At 63.4% G+C, this 23,842-nt stretch carries 20 protein-coding genes; 4 read left to right on the forward strand and 16 right to left on the reverse strand.

Annotated features, from left to right (window positions below; genetic code table 11):
- Positions 1–252 precede the first annotated feature (252 nt).
- Both H7A19_06885 and H7A19_06890 read left to right on the forward strand, forming a co-directional pair.
- On the forward strand, positions 253–2,442 hold the full coding sequence (locus H7A19_06885; protein MCP5474553.1) for a TonB-dependent receptor: 2,190 nt from the start codon (positions 253–255) through the stop codon (positions 2,440–2,442).
- Between the two features lie 155 nt (positions 2,443–2,597).
- A complete protein-coding gene (locus tag H7A19_06890; GenBank protein MCP5474554.1) occupies positions 2,598–3,446 on the forward strand; it encodes a hypothetical protein in 849 nt (282 codons plus the stop codon).
- 81 nt (positions 3,447–3,527) lie between these two features.
- Here H7A19_06890 and H7A19_06895 read toward each other — a convergent pair whose 3' ends face one another.
- The 7 genes from H7A19_06895 to rlmD all read right to left on the reverse strand — a co-directional run bounded on the left by H7A19_06895 (position 3,528) and on the right by rlmD (position 11,086).
- A complete protein-coding gene (locus H7A19_06895; GenBank protein ID MCP5474555.1) occupies positions 3,528–4,904 on the reverse strand; it encodes a proprotein convertase P-domain-containing protein in 1,377 nt (458 codons plus the stop codon).
- A gap of 427 nt (positions 4,905–5,331) precedes the next feature.
- Positions 5,332–6,921 (reverse strand): wax ester/triacylglycerol synthase family O-acyltransferase, encoded by a 1,590-nt coding sequence (locus tag H7A19_06900; GenBank protein ID MCP5474556.1) that lies wholly within the window; start codon positions 6,919–6,921, stop codon positions 5,332–5,334.
- 60 nt (positions 6,922–6,981) lie between these two features.
- Positions 6,982–7,731 carry an S-methyl-5'-thioinosine phosphorylase gene (locus H7A19_06905; GenBank protein ID MCP5474557.1) on the reverse strand — a complete coding sequence of 250 codons (750 nt, stop codon included), beginning with the start codon at positions 7,729–7,731 and terminating at the stop codon, positions 6,982–6,984.
- Positions 7,728–8,267, reverse strand: a complete 540-nt coding sequence (locus H7A19_06910) for a hypoxanthine-guanine phosphoribosyltransferase (protein ID MCP5474558.1) — start codon at positions 8,265–8,267, stop codon at positions 7,728–7,730. The genes H7A19_06905 and H7A19_06910 overlap by 4 nt, the downstream gene beginning before the upstream one ends.
- Complete coding sequence (gene nagZ, locus H7A19_06915) at positions 8,264–9,283, reverse strand: beta-N-acetylhexosaminidase (protein ID MCP5474559.1); 1,020 nt, start codon at positions 9,281–9,283, stop codon at positions 8,264–8,266. Before nagZ ends, H7A19_06910 begins: the two co-directional genes overlap by 4 nt.
- A complete protein-coding gene (locus tag H7A19_06920) occupies positions 9,280–9,753 on the reverse strand; it encodes a CYTH domain-containing protein (GenBank protein ID MCP5474560.1) in 474 nt (157 codons plus the stop codon). The genes nagZ and H7A19_06920 overlap by 4 nt, the downstream gene beginning before the upstream one ends.
- 34 nt (positions 9,754–9,787) lie before the next feature.
- Positions 9,788–11,086: a 23S rRNA (uracil(1939)-C(5))-methyltransferase RlmD gene (gene rlmD / locus H7A19_06925; GenBank protein ID MCP5474561.1), complete on the reverse strand. Its 1,299-nt coding sequence runs from the start codon at positions 11,084–11,086 to the stop codon at positions 9,788–9,790.
- 89 nt (positions 11,087–11,175) lie between these two features.
- On the opposite strand from rlmD, the gene H7A19_06930 reads away from it, so the two are divergent.
- Both H7A19_06930 and H7A19_06935 read left to right on the forward strand, forming a co-directional pair.
- Positions 11,176–11,988 carry a hypothetical protein gene (locus tag H7A19_06930; protein MCP5474562.1) on the forward strand — a complete coding sequence of 271 codons (813 nt, stop codon included), beginning with the start codon at positions 11,176–11,178 and terminating at the stop codon, positions 11,986–11,988.
- Between the two features lie 51 nt (positions 11,989–12,039).
- Positions 12,040–12,294, forward strand: coding sequence for a DUF4282 domain-containing protein (locus tag H7A19_06935; protein ID MCP5474563.1), 255 nt, complete (start codon positions 12,040–12,042; stop codon positions 12,292–12,294).
- Between the two features lie 44 nt (positions 12,295–12,338).
- Here the strand turns inward: H7A19_06935 and H7A19_06940 are convergent, their stop codons facing one another.
- The 9 genes from H7A19_06940 to H7A19_06980 all read right to left on the reverse strand — a co-directional run bounded on the left by H7A19_06940 (position 12,339) and on the right by H7A19_06980 (position 23,840).
- Positions 12,339–16,286 (reverse strand): Ig-like domain repeat protein, encoded by a 3,948-nt coding sequence (locus tag H7A19_06940; protein MCP5474564.1) that lies wholly within the window; start codon positions 16,284–16,286, stop codon positions 12,339–12,341.
- A 190-nt stretch (positions 16,287–16,476) separates the two neighbouring features.
- Positions 16,477–17,169 carry a DNA repair protein RecO gene (gene recO / locus H7A19_06945; GenBank protein ID MCP5474565.1) on the reverse strand — a complete coding sequence of 231 codons (693 nt, stop codon included), beginning with the start codon at positions 17,167–17,169 and terminating at the stop codon, positions 16,477–16,479.
- Between the two features lie 370 nt (positions 17,170–17,539).
- Complete coding sequence (gene era, locus H7A19_06950) at positions 17,540–18,436, reverse strand: GTPase Era (protein MCP5474566.1); 897 nt, start codon at positions 18,434–18,436, stop codon at positions 17,540–17,542.
- A complete protein-coding gene (gene rnc, locus H7A19_06955) occupies positions 18,433–19,107 on the reverse strand; it encodes a ribonuclease III (GenBank protein MCP5474567.1) in 675 nt (224 codons plus the stop codon). Before rnc ends, era begins: the two co-directional genes overlap by 4 nt.
- Complete coding sequence (locus tag H7A19_06960) at positions 19,107–19,487, reverse strand: DUF4845 domain-containing protein (GenBank protein ID MCP5474568.1); 381 nt, start codon at positions 19,485–19,487, stop codon at positions 19,107–19,109. The genes rnc and H7A19_06960 overlap by 1 nt, the downstream gene beginning before the upstream one ends.
- A gap of 4 nt (positions 19,488–19,491) precedes the next feature.
- Complete coding sequence (gene lepB / locus H7A19_06965) at positions 19,492–20,316, reverse strand: signal peptidase I (GenBank protein MCP5474569.1); 825 nt, start codon at positions 20,314–20,316, stop codon at positions 19,492–19,494.
- Between the two features lie 25 nt (positions 20,317–20,341).
- Entirely contained in the window at positions 20,342–22,135 is a 1,794-nt protein-coding gene (lepA, locus tag H7A19_06970; protein ID MCP5474570.1) for an elongation factor 4, read from the reverse strand.
- Positions 22,136–22,270: 135 nt separating this feature from the next.
- Entirely contained in the window at positions 22,271–23,164 is an 894-nt protein-coding gene (locus tag H7A19_06975) for a MucB/RseB C-terminal domain-containing protein (protein MCP5474571.1), read from the reverse strand.
- 40 nt (positions 23,165–23,204) lie between these two features.
- A complete protein-coding gene (locus tag H7A19_06980; GenBank protein MCP5474572.1) occupies positions 23,205–23,840 on the reverse strand; it encodes a sigma-E factor negative regulatory protein in 636 nt (211 codons plus the stop codon).
- Between the last annotated feature and the right edge of the window lie 2 nt (positions 23,841–23,842).

Genomic DNA, 23,842 nt, shown 5'->3' on the forward strand with positions numbered 1-23,842 from the left:
GAACAATCACACTAAGCGTTCCTTGCGCACTCTGCGGCATTCAGCTTAGAGAAGCTCAGCTTCATGCCCCCGGATCATTCCCGAGTCTTGAACTGACTCCACCTATTTGTGGTCGCGCAATCCGACCCACTCAGGTTTCCGCACGCTCTGACCCTGCCGAGAATCGAAGTTCGCTGACGACCCGGAAATCGATCCCTTCCTTCCACCGGGGAACGCGCAGCCAAGCCTCCTTTTCCGAATGGCGAGATTTCGATGACGACTCATCCATTGTTCCGCGGCCTGGCCTTGGCTTTGCTGGCTGGCGCAGGCGCCTGTCAGGGCGCTGAATCGACAAGCACCACCCCGGCCAAGCCTGCCGAGGATCCCGCTCAGGATGCGCAGACGCTGGACGCGATCACGGTTCGGGAGCGCCCCTGGCTCTTCAACATCGAAACCAAGCGGGCTCACCTGCTTCCGGAGGTGGATGGCACCACGATCACCGTGACCAAGAAGAACTCCGTGGTCAAGCTGGCCGATCAGCCTGAGGTGATCGACAACAACCTGCGCGCGCTGTTCGCGCGCCTGCCCGGGTTGTTCATCTCCGAGCAGCAGACCCCGTCCCAGGGCAACATGAACTATCGGGGTATCGGCAATCCACAAGAAGGCGAATACGTGCTTTCGCTCCAGGACGGCATCCCGATCCAGAGCGACTGGATTGGCTTCCCGACCCTGTACTATCTGCCTGTGCCACAGTCCATCGAGTCGATTGCCTTGATCAGAGGCGGCTCCAGTCTGCTCTATGGCCCCGAGCCTGGTCCCGTCGTCAACTACATCACGCGCAAGCCACCGGCCGATCGCGAACTGGCCGGGCGCAGCGATCAAGTCTTCGGCAGCCACTCACTCTGGTCCAGTTTCAACGAACTGGGTGGCACGGTGGGCGCCTGGGACTATCTGGTGAACATTGCCCATCGCCAATCCGACGGCGAGCGCCGCAATGCCGATTACGATGTCGATTCCAGCGACATGCACCTGGGCTACACCTTTGCCCCTGAACAACACCTCAGCCTGGATGTCCACGCCTATCGCCTGGACAGTGGTGAGGCCGGTCGCCTCAGCCTGCCGCAATATCTGGCCGACGAGGACACCGTACCAGGCCCGTTCAATCGCACCTGGGTAGACCGATACACCGTCTCGCTGAGCTACGAGGGCCAGTTGGACGACACTACCCAGATGACCAGCAAGCTCTGGACCGGTTATCAGGATCTGGCACATCGCACGGCCAGCGCCTTCGTGGCACCGCAGCCGCCGCCCGCCACGACCATTCTCGAAAACCAGAAATTCCATTACACCGGGCTGGACACGCGTGTCCTGCACCGCTGGGGACAGGGAAGCGCGCTCAGCGCCGGTTTCGTCGTCTACCAATCCGACAGCCCGTGGAAGCAGACCATCGATACCGACCTGCTGGCGCGGCGCAACGACCACGACGGGGTGCCGCGCCTGCGTCAGGAACGCAGCAACGACTACTGGGCGGTCTTTGCCGAGAACGTGTTCCGATTCGGGCGCTTTCATATCGTGCCGTCGGTACGTTTCGAGCGCGAGCGGCTGGGCGTTTCCGAAACCGTGCGCCCATCCAACCTGACCCGTCCATTGATCAATCAGGATTACCGCCGCAGCGTGCCACTCTGGGGTCTGGGATTCGGCAATGACTTTGGCGTGGGTCACGAGACCTATGTCAACATCTCCAAAGGCTACCGGCCGCTGCGCTGGCTTGATGTGGCCGGCCCCTTCGGCAATCTCAATGTCGAACAGAATCAACCGGATCCAGCAGAAGCGACCAGCTTCGAGGCGGGCGTGCACGGTTGGCCGCAGACCGGCTTCTACTACGACATCAGCCTGTTCCAGACCAATTTCAAGAATCGCATCGAATCACGCCAGATCAATGCCACCGACGTCGTCAATGTCAACACCGGCGACACCCGGCACCGTGGCCTGGAGGCCGAGGGCGAATATGACTTCTGGGCCGGACGTGAGCGCGGTGCCGATGGCAGTCATCTGATCCTGTTTGCCAATGTCTCCATACTGGATGCGGAGTTCACGCGCAGCCTGAACGGCTCCCAGGTGGGCAACGAGCCCGCCTTTGCGCCCTCCTACATCGCCCGTGCGGGACTGACCTGGCGCAAGGACAATGCCTACCTGCTGTCGTTGAGCGCCGTGAGTGTGGACAGCCAGTACTGGCAGGACAGCAATCTCCCCCGAGGATCGGGAAACAGCTTTGTCCCGGCGATAGTGCCCTCCTACACGGTGATCGATCTGGCCGGCGACTATCGGTTGTCGCCGCACTGGAAACTGCTGGGCGGCGTATCCAATCTGGGCGATCGTCAGTACTACGCCCGCGCCTTCACCACCGGGCTGGAGCCGGCCAATCGCCGGACCTGGTACGCCGGGATTTCGTGGATGTTCTGAGCCTGCGTGGCGGGTCGGCACTCGCCGCAGCACCGACGGACGCTGCGGCGATTCCGGCCAGGGACCACGGCCTGCACGCCTGCGCCGCAGCGGCCACTTGCTCCGGTCGTCCTGATTGACCATGCTCTGTGCTTCTGATCAATCGGGGAATCCGGATGGCTGCGAAGAAATGGGTCAAGTTTCCGCACGGCGATGCAGCTTTTGACTACGCCGGCGCCAAATTGAGCAAAGCCTGGGCGCGACTGCACGCCGGCGACCAGGAGCCTTTCCCCGACAAGAAGCACGTGGCGGCACTGCAGAAGAAGCATCCGGCGCTGAAGGATTGCGGTGACGCCGACGCGGTGGCCGCAGCCATGCAGGAGGCCTGGCGTGATTTTCATCGCGGCGAGTTCCAGAAGGCCACCGAGGCCGCCGATGCGCTGGGCGTGATCGCAGCCACCATCGCCAACAAGGCCGAGGGCATCTACGCCACCTATCTGGCCAAGGAAGCCGATCGTGTCGGTCACTTCGAGCATTGCGCCAAGCGCGCCGAGGCCGCGATCAAGGCCATGCCTGACGATGCCAATGCCCATTACTTCCACGCCTTTGCACTGGGCCGCTACAGCCAGTGCATCTCGATCACCAAGGCGTTGGCGCAGGGTCTGGGCGGCAAGATCAAGGAGAGCCTGGAGCGCACCCTGAAGCTGTCACCGGCGCATGCCGAGGCGCATACCGCCATGGGCCTGTATCACGCCGAGATCATCGACAAGATCGGCGCATTGATTGGGGGCATGACCTACGGCGCCAAGACTGATACCGGCATCAAGCACTTTCAGGAAGCGCTCAAGCTGACGCCGCAGGCGCCCATCGCTCATATCGAGTACGGCAATGGTCTGCTGATGATGTTCGGCAAGAAGCGCACCAGCGACGCGCTCAAGGCCTACCAGGACGCGGTGGCCATCAAGCCGGCGGACGCCATGGAGGCGCTGGATATCGAGGAAGCTCGGGGCGAACTCGAAGACTGAACTCTGCCCCCGACACCTACCTGCAGCCCGCACTCGGGCTGCATGCCTGATTTCGACGCCTTCAGTCAGAGGCCGCGGGAATCAGGGGGCGGAATTCTCGAAGCCGTTGTCCCAGATCATCGGCTGCACGAAGGCCGTCGGCGATACCGGCACATCGGCTGACAGACACCATTCGCGCAGAGAGCCGGCCTTGCCGTTGGCATTGGTGTCCTCGACTGTCAGTCGCCAATTGCCACCACCCTCGGTGGCTGCAAAAGACGACAGCGCCTGCACCGGCGAGATGGCACCGCTGATGGCCGGCTCCTGATTCTTGCAGGCCGACACGGCAGAGATGGCACCGTCGCGGAACACCGCCTGGATGCGCCGACCCGAACAGTTCGCGCCACTGGGGCGATCCATCAGCAGCAAGGGGCCTGCGCTGTCCGGTGAGGTCTTGGTCAGTGAAATCCGCAGATCGCTGACCTGAGCATGATCGATGTGCACGGTGACGCGCAGATTGGGCACCAGGGATCCCGGATTCACACCCAGTGTGGACACATCGAAATTGGCCACACCGCCATCGGGAATGCTGCCGCCGGTGGTGAAACAAGCCTGTGCGGTGCGGAAGAAGGGACGCGAAGGCGTCGATGCCAGCTCATCGCTGAGGCCGCAGATATTTCGGCCAATCACTCGATATTCATAGGCGGTATCGCGTGCCAGCGTGATGGGCAATTGCAAGGTATTCGATGTACCCGACGAGCAATAGAGGCTGCTGCCACAGGCGGTTGTCGTGGGCGCGAATGGCATCGCTGACGTGCACTCGGAGTTGTTTGTTGCCGCCGCATTGCTGCAAGGAGCAACGTCGAAGCGCACGCTTTCGGGCGTTCCCGACTGACTCCAGGCAAACCAGGGCCGCGTTGGCATGTCCAGAGCGCCATCTGGCACCTCACGATAAACCGTGGGATAGGGTTCGAATATCGTCTCGATCTGCACTGGCAGAGAAGCCGTCAATACAGGCTGTCCAAAGAAACCCGAGGTCCGTCCACGGAAGGTGAGTGTTTGCACGCCGAGGGTATTGACTGGCCCTGTCAGCAAGCCGACATCAACGTTCTTGTAGACCGGCCCGGTGCCCGATGTCGCCGGCACCAGAGCCGGGTTCGGGTTCACACCCTGCATGTAGTAATAGGGATAGAAGGTCGAGCCCGGCTCCGTGTAGATGTACTCCTGAAATGTATTGTTCCAGGTGTACCGAAAGCGCAGTGCCATGCCGCTGTTTCCATCGCCATTGAGCCGGCACATGCTGTACGGCGGTACGGTGTCGGCAAAGCCGGCAGGATAGAGTGGCGTATAGACGATGGCCCGGTCGAGGCGCATCTGGAAGTTCTGCGCCTGGGCATGTCCGGACTGCGGCACGCACGCCAGTACCACCGCCAAAGTGGATGCCAACAGGCTCATGCGAATGAAAATCTTCTCGGCCATTTTGGCCCTCCCGCCCTTCTGGGTCAGATCACCATAGGATAGGGCATTTAGAATCAAGCACAAAGCATCAACTGCTCAGGTGGTTTGGCAGGTTGGAACTGGATCTGCCATCAATGACCTTAGTGTAAGCCCGAAGTGGCGTCTGTGCGCTCTCTCACGAAGCCTGCAGAGCCCGCTGCGAAAGGCTCCTCGCGCAGCGCATGCTCTGGCCTGATCCTCTGACGGAGACCCGGGAAGCGTGGCCCGAGACTGCGCACGGGCCGTGAACTGCGGGCTTCAAGGAGGGACGCGCGCCTGCGCGGCCGATGTTGCCGTGACCTCCCCGTAGCCCGAAGAGCGGCGCCGCAGGCGCGGCGCCCTCCACAAGGCGCTGGAGCCTCGACAGGCCAAACAGCTCGCCGAGACAACGCCGGAGGGAGCTGGCGACCTAGGCCTTCGGCTTGGCCGCAGCCTTCCCCCTGGCCGCAGCCTTCGGCTTTGCCGCCGCCTTCGGCTTGGTCGCCGTTTTCCGCCTTGTCGCCTTGGGCTTTGTCGATGCCTTTGAGGTCACAACATCGATCAGCGTGTGCTCGGCGCTGTCTGCCGTGATAGGCGCCTCGCCTTCGTGCATCAGCGCAATCAGCAGCAGTTTCTCCAGTTCGGCGCCGAAGCGCTGGATGATCTGCTCGGGATCGGGCACCAGCTTGCTGTCGGAGATCAGTCCGAAATAGACCGAATCGGCGTAGCTCAGAATGCTGATGCCCATGGCAATCGAGCCGGTCTGCGGTACCCAGAACATCATTTCGCGCACCTGAGCGCCACACAGGTAAAGCGGCGCGGCGGGTCCCGGTACATTGGTGGCCACGGTGGTGGCCTTGCGGCTCAGCATCTCCAGCGCCGGCCGCTGCAGCATGGCCGGACCGACACCGAGCGCACTCAACAAGCCGTAGGACACCAGCGCCTGCTTGGAATGCTTGAGCTCATTCATGCTGGCACGCACGGCGTGCACCCGACCCACCGGGTTGGGCTCACCGATGGGCAGATCGAGGAACACCAGACCGAAATGGTTGCCGAGTTCGCGCGCGTGCTCCAGCGGCCGCAGGTTCACCGGCACCGTGGCGCGAATCTTCAGCCCATCGACCTCGTCGCCGCGATCGCGCATGTACGCGCGCATGGCACCGGCGGCGCAGGCCATCAGCACATCGTTGACGGTGGCGCCGAGCGCCTTGCCGGCGGCCTTGACCTCGGGCAGCGGCAGCGGATTGCACCAGGCCACGCGCTTGAATACCCCGAGGCGCCCCTTGAAGCGTGTGGCCGGATCGTCCGAAAGGGTCAGCGCGTGGATCAGCTCCTTGCCGATCTCGGTGGCCTCACGCGTTCCGGTCCGGGCCGTGTCCAGCAAGGTTTCGGCAGCTCCTGCAGGATGCCGCATCCACTCGAAGGCCATGCCCAGCGCCGATTCCACAAACTCGGCCGCATGCTCCACACTGTGCCGCGCCGGGGCCAGCAGGCGCTCGAAAATGGTGCCGCCGGCCTGCTTCAGCCTGGACTTGGGATGAGGCTTGTCGTGCCGCCCTGCCGCCGAGGTATCCATCAGCGACAGCATCACCTGCACCAGGGCGATGCCGTCGGCATAGCAATGATGGATGCGGATCACCAGCGCGCCGCCGCCCGCGTAGTTCTCGATCAGATGGAACTGCCACAGCGGCTTGCTGGTATCCAGCGGCGAACTGGCCAGATTGCTGACGTATTCCTGCAGCTCAGACTTGCCCGACGGCCGCGGCAGCGCCGCGCGGCGCACGTGCCAGTTGATGTCGAAGGAATCGTCGGTTTCCCAGAACCACTGTCCGGCCAGCTCCACGGCGCGCTGGCGGAAGCGCCTGAAGGCCAGGAAGCGCGCCTCGACCGCGCGCTTGAGCTCGCCTACGTCGATGGCATGGTCGAGCACGACCACGCCAGTGATCATCATCAGATTGGTGGGACGTTCCATCCGCAGCCAGGCGGTGTCCACCTTGGACATGGTCTCATGCTGGGTCATCGCTGCACCGCCCTGAATTCGGGTGAATCCGGCGACAGTGATACCACAGCCGCCACCGCACTACAGGCTCGGCAACACCGCATGGACCAGCTTCAGCACCCGATGCATGGCCTGCGCCAGTGTCTGTTCGATCTCGTGCATGCCGATGACTTCGCTGCCACCGCAGCCGGCCGCGGCATTGGCGACCACGGCGATGGCGGCGTAGTCGATACCGGCCTCGCGGGCAAGCGCGGCCTCGGGCATCGAGGTCATGCCGACCAGATCGCAGCCGTCGCGGGCCAGTCGCACGATCTCGGCGCGAGTCTCCAGCCGCGGCCCCTGGGTCACCGCCAGTACACCGCCATCGTGCATCTCGATCGCTGCGCTCTGCGCCGCTTCCAGCAACTTCAGCCGCAGCGCCTGGGTGAAGGGATCGGTGAAATCGATGTGCTGGACCGCCTGCCCCTCGACATCGCTGAAACTGCTGATGCGGCCATGGCTGTAGTCGACCACCTGATCCGGCAGCGCCAGCACGCCCGGACCGGCCCATTCGGCGATGCCGCCCACGGCATTTATGGCAATGATTCGCCGCACGCCGACCGCCTTCAGCGCCGCAATATTGGCCGCGTAGTTGACCCGATGGGGTGCGATGCGATGCGGCGTGCCGTGACGCGCCAGAAAGGCCACGGGCACGGCGGCCATGCTGCCGACCAGCACCGGACTGGACGGCGGGCCATAGGCGGTGTCCAGATCCAGGGACTGAACCGATTGCAGGTCTGCCAGACGGCCAAAGCCGGTGCCACCGATGATCCCGATATCGGCTCGGCTCATATGGCGTAGATCCCGAACAGGCTGCGACCGTGCTCTTCGAAGTCCATGCCGAAGCCGAAGACATAACGATCGGGCACCGTCAGGCCGACGAAATCCGCCACCACACCCGGCACGCAGCGGTCGTGCTCCTTCTTGACCAGCACGGCGATGTAGACGGCGGTCGCGCCGGCGCCCAGCGCATGCTTCTTCAGTGCATCCAGCGTGTGGCCCTCATCGAGGATATCGTCGACGAAAATCACCGGACGGCCGGCAAAATCATGTCGCGGGCGCGCCTTCCAGTGCAGTTCTCCGCCCTTGGTCTCGCCGTGATAGCGGGTCACGTGCACATAGTCGAAGTCCAGGTCGACGTCGACCCGCGGCGCCAGCATGCCGGCCGTGATCAGGCCGCCGGTCAACACCGTGACGTAGATCGGCCGCTGACCTTTCAGGCGCGCGCTGATGTCGGCCGCCATGCGATCCAGGGCCGCTTCCAGCGCTGGACGGTCGTGCAGCAGATCGGCACGTTCCAGCGCCGTCTCGTAATCAAGTTTGCTCATGAATCCATCAACTCCAGCAAAGCGCCCAGCCTAGCGGCGCGATCAGGCCAAGTCGAGCTTTCGACAGCGCGTCGCAACGGTGCCCGCAGACGGCCACGCAGAGCTCGGCAGAGTCGGCTGGTGGCACGCAGGCGCAGCGCACTGGCCGCGTCGAGTGCGGTTGGCACCAGCGGTGGGTCGCACACCAGGATCAGATCGCAACCGGCGTCGCGATGGGCACCCAGGCGATCGCCCACGGCACCCAGAGCGGCGCCGGCGACCATGCCGATGTCATCGGAAATCACCACCCCGCGAAAATCCAGAGCCTGACGCAGCACGTCCTGAATCCAGAATCGCGAATAGCCGGCAGCCTCGGGACTGACCGCCGGGTACTCCACGTGCGCCATCATCACCGCCCGCGCGCCCGCCAGCATGCCGGTCACGAAGGGCAGCAGATCCTGATCGAAGATGTCGGCCGGCGTGCGGCTATCGATGGCGCGATCATGGTGGGTGTCGGCCAGCACGCTGCCGTGACCCGGAAAGTGTTTCAGCGTCGCCGGCATGCCGACGGCCTGCATGGTGTCGGCGTACAGGGTGGCCAGCTGCGCACACGCCTCGGGATCGGCATCGAAGGCGCGATCGCCGATGGCCAGATTGCCGCGGCCCAGATCGGCCACCGGCGCAAAGCTGAGGTCGAGTCCAGCCGCCAGAATCTCGACCGCCATGATCTCGGCATGCAATCGAGTCGCCCGCCGCGCGGCGGCGGGCAATCTGCGATGCAGCTCGCCGATGCGCGCGAGCGGCGGCAGCGGCGTGAATCCCTCACGAAAGCGCTGCACCCGACCGCCTTCCTGATCGACCGCGATGACACTGTCTGGCGCCAGCGCCCGAATCTGCCCACAGAGATCGGCAAGTTGCGCCCGATCCGCGTAGTTGCGACTGAACAGGATCACGCCAGCCACGGCCGGATGCGCCAGCCACTCGCGCTCGTGCGCGGCAAGTTCGGCACCGGCAATTCCGATCATCAGTGCACTCATGACTGCTCCCACTGGCTGTAGGGTTGCTTGACCAGACTGAGGTTGTAGTAGCGCAGGTCATCGGTGACCTCAAGCCCCAGCCAGGACGGCCTGGGGAATGCCTCGTCGGCGCTGCCAAGCTCGATTTCGGCGACGATCAGCCCCTGATTGGCGCCATCGAATTCGTCGATCTCGAACACATGGCTGTCGATCTCCACATAGTGCCGGGTCTTGGAGACCACCGGACCATCCGCAAGCTGTTCCAGCAGAACGTCAGCATCGGCGCGCGGAATCGGGTACTCGAACTCCAGCCGGGTGCTGCCACGGGTCTGACTCTTGATGTTGAGCCAGGCCACATCACCGCTGACCCGCACCCGAACCGAGGCCCGCGTGCCCCCCAGATAACCTTGGGCCATGTAGGCGCTGCGCTGCACCTGATTGCGCCAGGCGTCACCCTTCAGCAGGAATTTGCGTTCGATTTCGATGGCCATGAGGGCGTCCTCGTCGACTGCGGCGGTGGATGGCTCAACGGCGCACGAACAGCGCCATGCTCTCGACATGGGCGGTGTGCGGAAACATGTCCATGACCCCGGCGGCGACCAGATCGAAACCCTTGCGCTGCACCAGCACCGCGGTGTCCCGGGCCAGTGTGCCGGGATGGCAGGAGACATACACCAGTCGTTCCACGCCGGATCCGGGCAGATAGTCGAACACCGCTTCGGCACCGGCACGGGGCGGATCCAGCAGCAAGCGGGTGTAATCACCCTGCGCCCAGGCGGCGCCGCTGTGATCAAGGCTGAGATCGGCGACGGCATAGTCGATGTTGCCGATGCCACAGCGGCTGGCATTGGCACGAGCGCGCTCGATCAGACCGGCATCGCCTTCGACACCAAAGACCGAGGCCGCCCGACGCGCCAGCGGCAGCGTGAAATTACCCAGCCCGCAATAGAGATCGAGCACCCGATCGTTCGGCCCCACGGCCAGCAGGTCCAGCGCCTGCACGATCATGGCGCGATTGATGCTGTCGTTGACCTGGACAAAATCCAGCGGCAGATATTCCAGCGACAGTGTGTCATCGATGGCGTAACTGAGCACCGCCGGCGCAGCGCCATCGAGATCGACCAGGCTGTCATTGCCGGCCGGTTGCAGCACGATGTCGAGCCCATGGTCCAGCCCGAACTGACGCAAACGGGAACGATCGCCGGCCGACAGCGGATGCAGATGGCGAAACACCAGCACTGCGCGCTCGGCAGCGGCGACCTCGATCTGCGGGATCGAGGCGCGCGCATCCATCTCCGTCACCAGCGCCGACAGCGCCCCCAGCAGCGGCCCCACCCGCACATCCAGCACCGGACAGCTCTGCAGCTCGGCCACATAGCGTCCGTTGGCCTCGCGAAAACCGACCAGCGCCTTGCCCTTCTTGTCGACGTGACGCACCGACAACCGGGCCTTGCGCCGGTAACCCCAGATATCGCGCTGCAGCGGCGCCAGCAGGCGCTGTGGGCTAACCTTGCCGATGCGTTCGAGATTGTCGATCAGGTGCTTCTGCTTGAACTCGATCTGCTGCTGCGGCGACAGATGCTGCAGGCTGCAGCCCGAACAGATCTGGGCATGGGCGCAATGCGGCTGGATGCGATCAGGGCTGGCTTCCAGGATCTCGTCGGCGACCGCATCGTCATACTGGCGATGGCGCTTGACCACGTGCGCAAGCACGCGTTCGCCCGGCAGGGCGCCGGAGACGAACACGGCCTTCTGCCCGGCCCGGGCAATGCCGCGTCCGTCATGGGAGAGATCCTGAATCAGCAGTTCCAAGGCGCAGTCCAGCCCGTTATTCGAATCGCGGGAATCTAGCGCACTGATCGCGCCCGCGCGACCTTTTGTCACATTGAGCCGACGGGGTTTATCCTGCGCCCATGCCCGCCCGCGCCTGCCTGATCATCGACGACGACCCCATTGCCGCCACCTGGCTGCTGGAACTGTTGCGTGCGCGCGGTCACGTCGCGGTACTCAGTGGCTCTCTGGCACAGGCGGAATCGCAGCTGAGCGACGGCGAGTTCGCCCGGATCATCGTGGACCGGCGTCTGCCCGATGGGGATGGACTGAAGTGGTTGCAACAGCGCTCGCAGGCCTTGCCGCGGCCGGTCCTGCTGACATCCGGGGACGAACTCTCGGGCGCCGAGATGCCCGACGGCGTGGTCTTTCTGCGCAAGCCGGTCGATCAGGACTCGCTGCTGCAGTGGCTGGAGGCGGACAACATCGCGGGCGCCTCGCCCATTCCCGAACATCCCGCCCCGGCTCAAGCCGCCGAACTTGCCATCCTCAGCGACGAGCCTGCCCTGACCCGCCTGGGTGGTCGCATCCAGACGCTGCAATCGCTGCGTCTGATGCTGCTGAAGGAACTGCAGACAGCGCAGGGCTGGATCTCGATGCTGCAGCAGCCGCAGGCCTTGCCGGCCTCACTCGGCCAACTGCACCGCCTGAGCGCCGCCTGCGCCCTCACCGGCTGCGTTCGACTGGGACGTATCAGCAGCGAACTCGAGTCCGCCCTGCGCGCTGGCCATGACCTCGGTGACGCCCAGCAGCGGCGCCTCGAGACGACGCTCGCCCAGACCCTGTCCGCACTGGAGCACAGCACCTCGGCGACGGTCAGTGCCGCCGACCATCCGGGCAGGGCCCAGACCGCCCCGGCGAAAAGCCCGGACCTGCTGGAGTCGGGCCTGGGTTAAGATGGTCGGGCAAGACCTGCTAGTCCCATCTCACTCCAAGGAGGCAAGACCATGCGTGATCTATTGCATTTCGACTCGATGATCACCCCCAAGATCGTCACGCTCATCTACTGGCTGGCCCTGGCGCTGATCGCACTGGGTGGCCTGTTTACCCTGGTCGCCGGCCAGGGCGGTTTCGGCATGCGCCTGATCACCGTGATCATCGGCGTGCCCCTGGCCGCGCTGGGAGCGCGCATCTATTGCGAGTTGATCATGGTGCTGTTCAAGATCAACGAGAACATCCAGCGACTGGCGGACCGCAGCTAGCCTCGCCAGGGCTGCGAAGCCACTCGCAGCCCTGGCGGCACACCCTACTCAAAGCCGTTGGCGAACAAGGCGTCTGCCGAGACGGTCAAGGTGAATGGCCGCGAGGCCGCATTGAAATCGGCGCTGCCAGAATAGCTGGCGGTGAGGGTGCGTACGCCAGCACTGGTGAAGCTCAGGGCACAACTGCTTGCCGGAAGCGTGATCGTGCAGGTTTCCGTGGGGCTGGCGCTGATCTGAACCGTTCCGGTGGGCGTGCCGCTGCCGGGGGCCTGCACGCTGACGGTGACATTGACCGTGGTTGGAGTACCTACAGTCGGTGTGCTTGGGGTGATCGCCCCGAAATTGAGCTCGGTGTCAGCCTTGCTCGTGGTGTGAAATGCCGAATCGCAGCTGCCGGCGAAGCTGCTGTTGGTCTGCATGCATACGGTCAGCAATTGATTGCCAGCGTGCAGGCTGGCGATCTGGCAACCGCCGCTGCCGCCCGCCAGCGTGATCTCGCAACTGCTGGTGCCGACTCCGGCGCCATTGTTGACGGTGACCGTGCCAGACGGGGTACCCCCAGCGCTGCTCACGGTCACGCTGACCGTGTACGGCTGTCCCACTACCGAGGGATTCGGCGCCTGACCGGTGATCAAGGTCGTGGTGGCCGCCGGCTGTGCCGGGTTCACGGTATGAGCTTCAGTGTCGGAGCTGGCAGCAAAAGCCTGTCCCTGGGATGTGTAGCTGGCAGTCAGGGTCTTCAGGCCCGCACTGGTCGAGCTGAGCGGGCAACTCCCCGCGCCATTGCTGAGGATGATGTTGCAGCCCGCTCCACTGCCATCACTGACCGATACGGAACCGGTGGGTGTGCCCGCCCCGGGGTTGCTGCTGACCGTGACGGCCACCGTATACGGTTGGTTCACCAGGGACGGATCCGGGGTATCGCTGGTGATGGTGGTGGTGGTGGCGGCTGCGAGCACCGTGTGCGTGGCGGTACCGCTGCTCGACAGATTAGTGAGGGTACCGGCGTAGGTCGCCGTCAGGGTCTTGCTGCCTACAGTGACGCTGGTGAGCTCGCAACTGGCCATGCTGTTCACCAATGGGGCTGTCTGACAGGTCTGGCCTGTGCCATCGCTGATGGTGACGGTGCCGCCATCGAGGATGGCGCTATCGTGTTGGCGTCGAACCTGGACGGTCACGGTGTAGGGCTCGCCAACTTGCGATGGATCCGGGCTGTCGCTGAGGATCGTGGTCACCGAGTTGGCGGCCGTGTAGGCGTGGAGCTCGGTAGCGTTGCTCGGAAGAAACACGAAATTGCCCGGATAGTCGGCGTTGAGCGAAAAACTGCCGATGGAATTGCTGGGCAGCTGACAATTGCCGCTGCCGTTGACACCCAGGACCGCGTTGCATGAAGTACCGGCAGGGCCGGAAATGGCAACTGTGCCGGTGGGCGTTCCACCGGTGGGACTGGTGACCTGGACGTTCACGGTGATGGTCTGGCCGTTCTGGCTGGGATCCGGCGTGTCGCTGGTGATCGTGGTCACGGTCTCGTGGCGCTCGAGCAAGCAGTCGCTGACCTCGCTGGTGTCGCCGGTGGAGATGCGGGTTGCCACCGCTGTCAGCAGACCTGGAGAGCCGCCGGGGATGGTGGCGCTGAATGGGACCGAACCCAGCACATTGGTGACAAACTCGGTGGCCACCAGATTCAGCATGTTTCCGCCACTGGCGGGACAATCCGGAGACCGATAGATATCGATGATGAAGCTGCCGTTCTGCGAATTGAGCAAGCCAGTGACCTGACGGGTGCCATCCGGATTCAACTGCGAATCGCTGAGCACCGGCTTGTTCTGGCCATTGTTCGGCCCGCCATCGCCGTCGCCGGGGTCATTCGACAAGGGACCCAGATCTCCCAGATCGATGCCCAGGCCAGTGCCGCTGATTCCGTTGGCGAAAATGCGATTGGGCCTGATCGAGTTGCCGGTGCCGGCGCTGGATGTAAGGTGCACGCCCGGGCCATCGCTGTTGGTAATGGTGTTGGATACGGACTGATTCAGCACGCCACCGATCTGGTGCCCGCCAGAACCGTTGGTGATCAGGATTCCGGTGCCATTGCGAAATGCGGCAGCAGGAACCCCGCTGGCGCTCGTTCCGATTCGATTTCGAGCAATCTCATAGCCCGTCGCCGTACTACCGCTGATGGAGATTGCACCGCCGTCGGGCACTGCGGCGATGACGTTGTCGAGGATGCGGATGTCGGGACTGTTGGAGGCGAAGATGCCATTGCCGGTTGAACCATTGCCGATCGGGCTTGCCGCCAATCCGCTCGCACTCAGACCGATGTAGTTGTTCTGAATGGTATGGCCGCCGCTGCTGGCGTCGAGCAGACTGATCGCACTGGTCGTGGCCTCCCCGATGCTGTTGCGGTCCTCAGGCTCCGGTCCGCCGATCAGCGCATTCTGGGCATTGCCACGTACCTGGATTCCAATGGCATTGGAAAACAGATTTCCAAGCCCTCCCGGGCCGACACCGCCAATGGCATTGCCCTGAATTCGATGGTTGCTGCCACCGCGCAAGCGGATCGCCACGGCACTCTCGAACGAGGAAAAGCCGATGCCCTTGACCGTCAGCGAGGTTCCCGCCGACGCTGAATCGGGTACCTGCAGGGCATGCGTCAGGCTGGCGTTCAGGCCGAAGAGCACAATGCAGATCACTGCATCGCTGCCCACGCTGAGCGTATTGGGCGAGGCATCCGGTTCGCTGTAGCCGTCGATTTCCAGGCTGTCGGTGATGTCCGGAAGCAGCGACTGCAAACTGATGATGTCTGGTGTCGTACAACCGCCGGGAATGTTGAAATGAATCTTCTGCAATCCGGGCACGGCATTGGCCGAGGTGATGGCTTCCCGCAAGGACCCGCTACCCGAGTCGTTGTTGTTGGTGACCACGATGATGCTGGCGTCATTGACGGCCGATTCGTAAGCGCCCATGTCGTATTTGCTGCCGACCAGTCGACCACCGGCGGGTCCATCCAGATCCTGTGCCGGCACCGCGAGCAGATCCTGCGAGGCTTGTACCGAGGTTTGCCCGGCGTTGATGGCGGGCGAAACTGGCGCAGTTTCGCGCAGATGGAAATCGCTGCTGCTTACAAACTGCGGATTGATGCCGACCAGGTTTCCGCTGGAGCCACCTGCCGGCGGTAGCCCGGTATTCACCGCCGGATAGAGATTGTTCTTCAGGCGCCAGGCCTTGCCGTTGCCTGCACTGCTGATTCGAAGTGACTCGTTGCATCCCGTGCTCTGCAGGATGTTGTGCGAAAAGAGTGAGTTGTCGCGCTCACTTTGGAGCATCAGAGCCGGCTTGTTGGCCGCACATTGGAGCGAAAACGTATTGAACACGACCTGTGGCAGGGAATCCTGATTGGCGTAGCCGAGCTCGATGGTGGCTTCGGAATTGCTGCCGGCAGGCGGCCCCTGAATCCCCTCGAACAGATTGTTGGCCACCAGGTATGTCTGGGCATCGTTGGCCACGATCAGCACCTCGGTGCCCAGTCGAAAATGGTTGTAGCGCACCTTGACGGAGTCGGTGTCCGGACAGGACTGACCAAATGGGCAGATATTCTCAAAGAGAAAGAAGCTGCCGAAGTTCTGGAAGCGGATACCCTCAATGCGGAAATTGCGCTGATTCCCGGAAAAGGCAAACTGCGTACCACCCTGGCCCGAGCCGTTGAAGATCGTGTTGGCCGGATTGATGGTGCGCGCACTGCAGTCGCTGTTCCAGCCGCCAGTGAGTTCGAAAGTCTTGTCGTCCGGGCCACTGGAACCGAAGGAGAGACTGTTGGCGAAGGTATAGGTGCCGACCCGTACCCGGATCTCCTGCACCGTCCCGCCGGGGGCGAGGTTGGCTTGCGCAAAGGCATTGACGATTGCGGTGCTGGTGTTGACGCACTGCACGGTTGCGTGCGCGGTGGGCAGCAGCAGGCATCCAGCGATCAGAAACAGGACACGAAGGGAATTCACGGCGAACCTCGAACAGTAGGAAGCTACTATCCGAAACGATCGTGAACTCCTAACCGCACGATCCCGCAGGCGGCCGGTCGAATTGCACCGTGAAGCTCCGTGCCTGAATGCCTCGGGCTACCGCAGTGCGCCCAGGCTGTACCGCCCAGGGAACCGTGGCATCTGCCCGCGCAGGTGTGAGAAATGCGGGCTAGCGTCCCAGTTCAGCCAGCAGACTCCAGGAGCGCAGCGTTTCGCCGCGAAGGTGCAGGCTGATCAGTTCCCTGAACAGCAGTCGCAATTCACGCATCTGCGGGGCCGCCGGCTCGGAGCCCTGGCTCATGGCCAACAGAGCGGCGCCGCTGTAGCCGGAAGGGCCGCTGGTCTTCAGGAAGCCGCTGTCGGCCTCGAAACGGTAGCGGGCGCCGGCTTCGATGGCCATGCCCTCGGCATCTTCCGAAAAATCTGCGGCATAGCCGAGTTCAGCCAGCAGATCGCGTTCGAACAGGCGCAGGGGCCAGGCGATGGCAGCACAGTCCACCAGAGTCTCGAGTACGCCCGCGTAGCGCTGATACAGAGAGGGGCAGGCATCCCCGCGCGGCAGCAGCCGCACCATCAGTTCATTGCAATAGAGCCCGGCCAGGGAACGCTCGGAGCGCAGTTCCAGTGCGGCGCCCAGGGGCTCCGCACGAATGAGCCGCTGCAGTTCCCCGGTGCCCATGAAATCCAGCTGCAGCTGCTGGAAGGGCTGCAACAAGGCAGGCAGCGCACTTTTCGACCCACGCGCACCGCGGGCAATCAGTCCGATACGCCCATGGTCGCGACTGAGCACCTCCAGCAGCAGACTGGACTCGGAATACTGGCGTCGATGCAGGACGAAGCCGGGCTGGTCATTGATGCGCATGGCAGGTACCAAACCGGCGGTGATTCCAGACTTCGCCGTTTCGCGAAGTACAAACCAGGGTCAGGGGGCAGGGGGCAGGTGTCCTATCCCGTTGCAAGGGCAGACGGCGCAGCACGGCAATACGCCTCCCGTCTGCGCTTCGCGTGCCGTGCGAACAGTCGCACCAACGTGAGCTACCGAGTCTTTCACTAGTCATGGCCTGCCTGTTGACTTCGCCATGGGCGGAACTTCGACCGATAAACTGCGAACCGCGACGCAACCACCAACCATGCGGAAAGGCTGGGCCCCTGCCCCCTGCCCCTGTTGATGCCAAGACATGCGCATTGACAGCGAATCCAGGCGAGCCCGCACGCCTCCGTACAACCTCGGCTCAGTCGAATCCCAGCTGCCGCAGCGAGCGTTCGTTGTCGCTCCAGTCGGCTCGGACCTTGACCCAGATCTCGATGTGGACACGGCCGCCGAAGAGTTTTTCCATCTGCATTCGCGCGGCGCTGCCGATCTGCTTCAGGCGCTCGCCGCCCTCGCCGATGACGATCGCCTTCTGGCCGTCGCGCTCGACCCAGATCGTGGCGGCGATGCGGCGCAGTTGCCCGACCAGCTCAAAGGCCTCGACTTCGACAGCGCAGGCATAGGGCACTTCATTGCCCAATTGACGCATCAGTTGCTCACGCACGAACTCGCCCGCCAGGTGACGCTCGCTGCGATCAGTCAGGGTATCGGCCTCGAACAGGGGCTCGCGCTCGGGCAACAGCGCCGCCAGGCGCTGACAGGCATCCTCGGTGCCCTGCTCGCGACGTGCACTGACCATCAGGACGACAGCGAAATCATGCAGCTTGCCAACCTTGTCGATGAAAGGCAGCAGCTTGGTCTTGTCTTTCAGCAGATCGATCTTGTTGATGATCAGGGCAATCGGCAATCCGGTCTCCTGGGCATGCGCCAGCGCGGCCTCGTCTCCAGGCTTCCAGATGCCGGCCTCGACGACCAGCGCGATCAGATCGACCTCCGCCACGGCCTGGTCGACGGCCCGATCCATGGCCTTGTGCACGGCGGTGGGGCGACGCTTCTGGATTCCCGGCGTGTCGACGAAGGCGATCTGACTACTGTCAAAGGTACGCACACCCAACAGCCGCTGACGGGTGGTGTGCGGCTTGGCCGAGACCGCGCCCAGATGGGCGCCGACAAAGGCATTGAGCAGGCTCGACTTGCCGACATTGGGACGACCCACCAGGGCCGCGAATCCGGCGCGGTGGCTGACAGCGGTATTCACTGAGGCTGACTCCGTTCTATGTGTTCCAGCACCGCAGCCGCAGCGGCCTGCTCCGCCGATTTGCGGCTGCGCCCTTGCGCGTCCGCGGACAGATCGAGATCAGCTATTCGGCAGGCGACCCTGAAGGTCTTGTCGTGATCCTTGCCCTCGGTATCGATCAGCTGATAGTCGGGCAAGGGCATGCCGCGCCCCTGCAACCATTCCTGCAGCCGGGTCTTGGCATCCTTGACCGCGTTGATATCAACCGCGTCAATGGCCCCGGCGAACATCTGTCGAATCAGACCCTGACAGCGGTCCCAGCCCGAGTCCAGATAAACCGCCGCAACCAGCGCCTCGAGCGTGTCGGCGAGGATGGAGTCACGCCGGTAACCGCCGCTCTTCAACTCGCCGCCGCCCATGCGCAGGTAGTCGGACAGACCGATACCCCGCGCCAGATCGGCGAGGCTGGATTCGCGAATCAGCGCCGCGCGCAGACGGGTCAGATCGCCCTCCGGCGAGCGCGGGTAGCGCTGGTAGAGCTCGATGCTGACCGCAGTATTGATCAGGGCGTCACCGAGAAACTCCAGGCGCTCGTAATTGGCCTGTCCTGCGCTGCGATGCGTCAGAGCGCGATCCAGCAGCGCCGGATCGGCAAAATCGACGCCGAAGCGCCGCAGCGGATTGGACTGCACTAGGGCTCGCCGCTCCGGGTCAGGTCCACCGAATGATCGAACTTGGCCACCACATCCAGGTTGTAGACCAGCGGCTTGCGGACTTCGTAGGCGATCCGAAGCACATAGCCGTTCTGGCGCACCAGCTGCACATTCTGCCGGGTGACGCTTTCGACGTATCCGGTCTCGAAGGTGCGGGTCAGGATGTTCCAGACCTGATCGGGGTTCATGCGCGCCGAGCCCGGCGTGTTCTTGACCTGCAACATGGCCGCCTTGACCGCCATGTACTCGCTGTACATCGGGAACAGCTTGGCGCCGATGAACATCGCGAATCCGACGACCGCCAAAACGATGATGAAACCGATCAAGGTTATTCCGCGCTGTCTTGCTGCAGTAGCCATCGCATCACCCCACTTTCATGCCAATACGATTCCAGGCCACAAAGCCCCGGATTTTCCAGTCCCAGTGCATCCACACAAAAAACGCGCGTCCAACCAGGTTTTCTTCCGGAACCACGCCCCAGACGCGACTGTCCTCACTTCTATCACGGTTGTCGCCCATCATGAAATAGTGCCCTGGCGGAACGACGAAGGTGCCGCCCGGCACCAGCCCCTGACCGCCAGCCAACAGGATCTGGTGCGGCACATCCATCAACATCTCGGTGCGCAGTTCAGCGCCCGTGGACTCGCTGTTGCTGCCATCCGCGAAATAGCGACCAACCGAGGTCTGCGGCATGGCAATGTCGTTCACATAGAGCGTGTTGTTGATGTAGGTGATCTTGTCACCCGGCAATCCGACCAGACGCTTGACGTAGTTCTTGTCCGGATGGTGCGGCGGCCGGAAGACCACCACTTCACCGCGCTTGGGCTCCGAGACTTCGAAGATCTTGGTGTGTATGACCGGCAGCCGAATCCCGTAGGCATACTTGTTGACCAGAATGAAGTCGCCGATCAGCAGCGTGGGCACCATGGAACTGGATGGGATGGTGAAGGGCTCGACCAGAAATGACCGGATGAACAACACGGCCAGGATGACCGGAAAGAAGGACTTGGAGTACTCCACGATCACCGGATCGCGCGTGGCCGGGGCTGCACCGGCCTGGAGTTCGCCGGCAGTACCGTGACCTGCGCCCTGGAGTGCCAGCCGCCGCCGTCGAAAGAACAGGCTGTCGATCAACCACACCACGCCGGTCAAACCGGTCAAGATCACCAAGATCAGCGCGAAATCCATGTTCCCGTCCTATCGTCCCTGAAGCCTATCGATCATCCACCTGGAGCACCGCCAGGAATGCCTCCTGAGGGATCTCCACCCGACCTACCTGTTTCATGCGTTTCTTGCCGGCCTTCTGCTTTTCCAGCAGCTTGCGCTTGCGCGAAACGTCACCCCCGTAGCACTTGGCCAGCACGTTCTTGCGCAGCGCCTTCACCGTGGACCGGGCGATGATCTGGGCGCCAACCGCGGCCTGGATGGCGACATCGAACATCTGCCTCGGAATCAGCTCGCGCATCTTTTCGGCCAGATCGCGGCCCTTTCGGTCTGCCTGCGAACGATGAACGATCAGCGACAGCGCATCGACGCGGTCACCGTTGATCAGGATATCCAGACGCACGAAGGGACCTGCCTCGAAACGATCGAGATGGTAGTCGAAGGAGGCGTAGCCACGGCTGGCGGACTTCAGGCGATCGAAGAAATCCAGCACCACTTCCGCCAGCGGCATCTCGTAATTGATCTGCACCTGGGTGCCCAGATAGTTGATGCCCTTCTGGCGCCCGCGTTTTTCCTCGCAGAGCTTGATCACCGGTCCGACGTAGTCGGGTGGCACCAGGATGTTGGCCACGATGATCGGCTCGCGAATCTCCTCCATCTCGCTGGCCACCGGCATCTTGGCCGGATTGTCGAGTTCGAAGATCGAGCCATCCTTGCGCAGTACCTGATAGATCACCGTGGGTGCGGTGGTGATCAGGTCCAGATCGTATTCGCGTTCCAGGCGCTCCTGCACGATCTCCATGTGCAGCATGCCGAGGAAGCCGCAGCGGAATCCGAAACCCATGGCCTCGGAGGATTCGGGCTCGAACTGCAGCGCCGAATCGTTCAATGTCAGCTTCTCAAGGGCTTCGCGCATGGCCGGATAGTCGTCGGCCTCGGTCGGGAACAGGCCGGCGAAGACCCGCGGCTTGATCTTCTGGAAGCCTGGCAGTGCCTCACTGGCCGGCTTGGCCGCGCTGGTCAGGGTATCGCCGACCGGCGCTCCGTGCACTTCCTTGATCGCGGCGCAGACAAATCCCACCTGGCCGCAGCTGAGCTTCTCGCGACGCACCCTCTTGGGCGTGAACACGCCCACCTGTTCGACATACCAGGTCCGCCCGGTGGACATCACCAGAATCTTGTCGCCGACGGTGATCTCACCCTGGACCACACGCACCAGCGAGATCACGCCGAGGTAGTTATCGAACCAGGAATCAATGATCAAGGCCTTCAGCGTGGTATCGGCAGGCTGGGCCGGCGGCGGAATACGCTGGATGATGGCCTCCAGCACCTGGCGCACGTTGAGCCCGGTCTTGGCGCTGATCTCGATGGCGTCAGTGGCATCAATGCCGATGACGTCCTCGATTTCCTGGCGCACGCGGTCGGGCTCGGCCGAGGGCAGATCCACCTTGTTCAGCACCGGCACGACTTCCAGGCCCTGCTCGACGGCGGTATAGCAGTTGGCCACGCTCTGGGCCTCGACCCCCTGGGCCGCATCCACCACCAGCAGCGCACCTTCGCAGGCCGCCAGCGAGCGCGATACCTCGTAGGAGAAATCGACATGCCCGGGCGTATCGATGAAATTCAGCTCGTAGGTCTGGCCATCATCGCTGAGATAGGGCAGCGACACCGATTGCGCCTTGATGGTGATGCCACGCTCGCGCTCGATCGGATTGCTGTCGAGGACCTGCGCCTCCATTTCACGATCGGCCAGGCCGCCGCAGATCTGGATGAAGCGATCGGCCAGGGTCGACTTGCCGTGATCGACGTGCGCGATAATTGAAAAATTACGTATGTGATTCATGGCTCATGCGCTCCGCCGGCCGCGTCGGATCGGCAACCAGGGGGCTTGGGGGAAACTGGCGATTAAAGCACGAGCCACCCCTGAGCCGCGACTCCAACAGGCGTCGCCGGAGGTGAATAACGGTTTGGACATCGGTCAGGGTTCAGCCGCAATGGCGGCCTGACCTACCCGAATCAGGGTTTCCGGTGGCAGATCGCCGAGCACGTAGAACCAGTGATCGCCGTCACGCACCGTGACCTGACTCATCGCTCCCCGGCGCCAACCGTTACGGTCCAGCGTGAGTCCCGATGGCAAGGTCATCTGATAGACCGACACCCAGGCCACGCCATCGGAGATCACCCACTGGCGGGCGCCAGCGAGACCAGGTACCGCCAGGGCCGAACCGACCAGGCGAAATCCGCTGGGCAGGCTCCATCCGGCCCCCTGGGCGCTGCCGAGCGCAGGCATCGGCGGGCGCGTGCCCGCAAAACCACGCACGGTAAGACGCGTCACCATGCGCCGCTCCAACATGGCGTCGTTGGCACCGATTCTCTCACTCCGCAGTGGCAGGCCCGTATCGGCGTCTATCCACAGGTGCAAACCATAGCGATCAGGCTGCAGTGGCTGCAGGACCATGCGCACCGCCTGGCGGCCTGCCACGCGGTCAGTGCCTTCCATGCTGATCCGATAGGAACTCGCCAACTGCTCCGAGGCCTCGCCCAGGCGCAGCTGCGCGCCACGACCGATGCGCTGATCGCCCTCCGGGCCGAGTACCGAAATGCCCTGCGAGGTGCGCAGCTGCCGACGCCCGGCGCCATTCAGGCTGACCCACTGCTGTTCTGGCCCACCGGGCCCGACGCGCTGCGACAGCTCCACCAGATCCCAGTTGTTGTCGCCGACGTCGATGACCATGGTGGCATCGTAGTTCAGCGATTGCTGGGCCTTGTCCATGCGCGCCGCCCAGGCACGCCAGTCCTCACTGCCGTTGGTCTGGGCCAGCAGCGGAGCTGAAACCAGAATCGCGCACCACCACAGCACCCAGGCGCCCATGCTCGATATCGATGTCTGCACGCGCACGGACACCCTTGGACTATTCGCCGCTCACCGACACCGGCACGACCATGCGCTGCTCGGGCTGCGCATATACCGGCTGGGTACCGCCCACCCACCAGGAACCATCGACCACCTGTCCGTGCCGCATCAACAACATCTGCTCGGCACTCATCGGCATCGGCGAGGCGCTCAACACCCGTGAACGCTCACCGGCCACCGGCTGCACGCCACTGCCCAGATCCTGCAGGCTGGGCACGATCGGCCCGGGCACGCCCACCGGCAAGGCCGCGCGCGTCGCCGGGGCAGACTCTGCCAGCGACGGTCCGGACTCGAGAGCACGATCCGGAGCCACGGCAAACACCGCCGCCATCGCCACCGAAGCCGCCACCGCCAGACCCGCCCAAGGCCGCCAGGCCGGTCCGGATGCTGCAGCCCTGGCCTTGGGCATGCCCCGCTCTTCCTCCGCCAGCGCCTGCATCACGCCATCCGCCAGATTCAGCGTCGCCGAGCCACCCGGCCGATGGGTCATGACGTCTCGGATCAGATGCATGCGGGTCCACGCGGCCCGCAATTCGGCGTCGTGCTCCAGACGCCGCATCAGGAATGCGCGCTCGTCCCGGCCCAGTTCGCCATCCATCAGCGCCGACAGTTGCTCTCTCAAATCTTCACTCATCG

This window comes from Rhodanobacteraceae bacterium (genome assembly GCA_024234055.1).
Taxonomy (GTDB): domain Bacteria; phylum Pseudomonadota; class Gammaproteobacteria; order Xanthomonadales; family SZUA-5; genus JADKFD01.

Bases quoted from the DNA above. Each gene is read 5' to 3' on its own strand.
- H7A19_06885 (MCP5474553.1), top strand. From the start codon at position 253: ATGACGACTCATCCATTGTTCCGCGGCCTGGCCTTGGCTTTGCTGGCT.
- H7A19_06890 (MCP5474554.1), top strand. From the start codon at position 2,598: ATGGCTGCGAAGAAATGGGTCAAGTTTCCGCACGGCGATGCAGCTTTT.
- H7A19_06895 (MCP5474555.1), bottom strand. From the start codon at position 4,904: ATGGCCGAGAAGATTTTCATTCGCATGAGCCTGTTGGCATCCACTTTG.
- H7A19_06900 (MCP5474556.1), bottom strand. From the start codon at position 6,921: ATGACCCAGCATGAGACCATGTCCAAGGTGGACACCGCCTGGCTGCGG.
- H7A19_06905 (MCP5474557.1), bottom strand. From the start codon at position 7,731: ATGAGCCGAGCCGATATCGGGATCATCGGTGGCACCGGCTTTGGCCGT.
- H7A19_06910 (MCP5474558.1), bottom strand. From the start codon at position 8,267: ATGAGCAAACTTGATTACGAGACGGCGCTGGAACGTGCCGATCTGCTG.
- nagZ (MCP5474559.1), bottom strand. From the start codon at position 9,283: ATGAGTGCACTGATGATCGGAATTGCCGGTGCCGAACTTGCCGCGCAC.
- H7A19_06920 (MCP5474560.1), bottom strand. From the start codon at position 9,753: ATGGCCATCGAAATCGAACGCAAATTCCTGCTGAAGGGTGACGCCTGG.
- H7A19_06930 (MCP5474562.1), top strand. From the start codon at position 11,176: ATGCCCGCCCGCGCCTGCCTGATCATCGACGACGACCCCATTGCCGCC.
- H7A19_06935 (MCP5474563.1), top strand. From the start codon at position 12,040: ATGCGTGATCTATTGCATTTCGACTCGATGATCACCCCCAAGATCGTC.
- recO (MCP5474565.1), bottom strand. From the start codon at position 17,169: ATGCGCATCAATGACCAGCCCGGCTTCGTCCTGCATCGACGCCAGTAT.
- H7A19_06960 (MCP5474568.1), bottom strand. From the start codon at position 19,487: ATGGCTACTGCAGCAAGACAGCGCGGAATAACCTTGATCGGTTTCATC.
- lepB (MCP5474569.1), bottom strand. From the start codon at position 20,316: ATGGATTTCGCGCTGATCTTGGTGATCTTGACCGGTTTGACCGGCGTG.
- lepA (MCP5474570.1), bottom strand. From the start codon at position 22,135: ATGAATCACATACGTAATTTTTCAATTATCGCGCACGTCGATCACGGC.
- H7A19_06975 (MCP5474571.1), bottom strand. From the start codon at position 23,164: ATGGGCGCCTGGGTGCTGTGGTGGTGCGCGATTCTGGTTTCAGCTCCG.
- H7A19_06980 (MCP5474572.1), bottom strand. From the start codon at position 23,840: ATGAGTGAAGATTTGAGAGAGCAACTGTCGGCGCTGATGGATGGCGAA.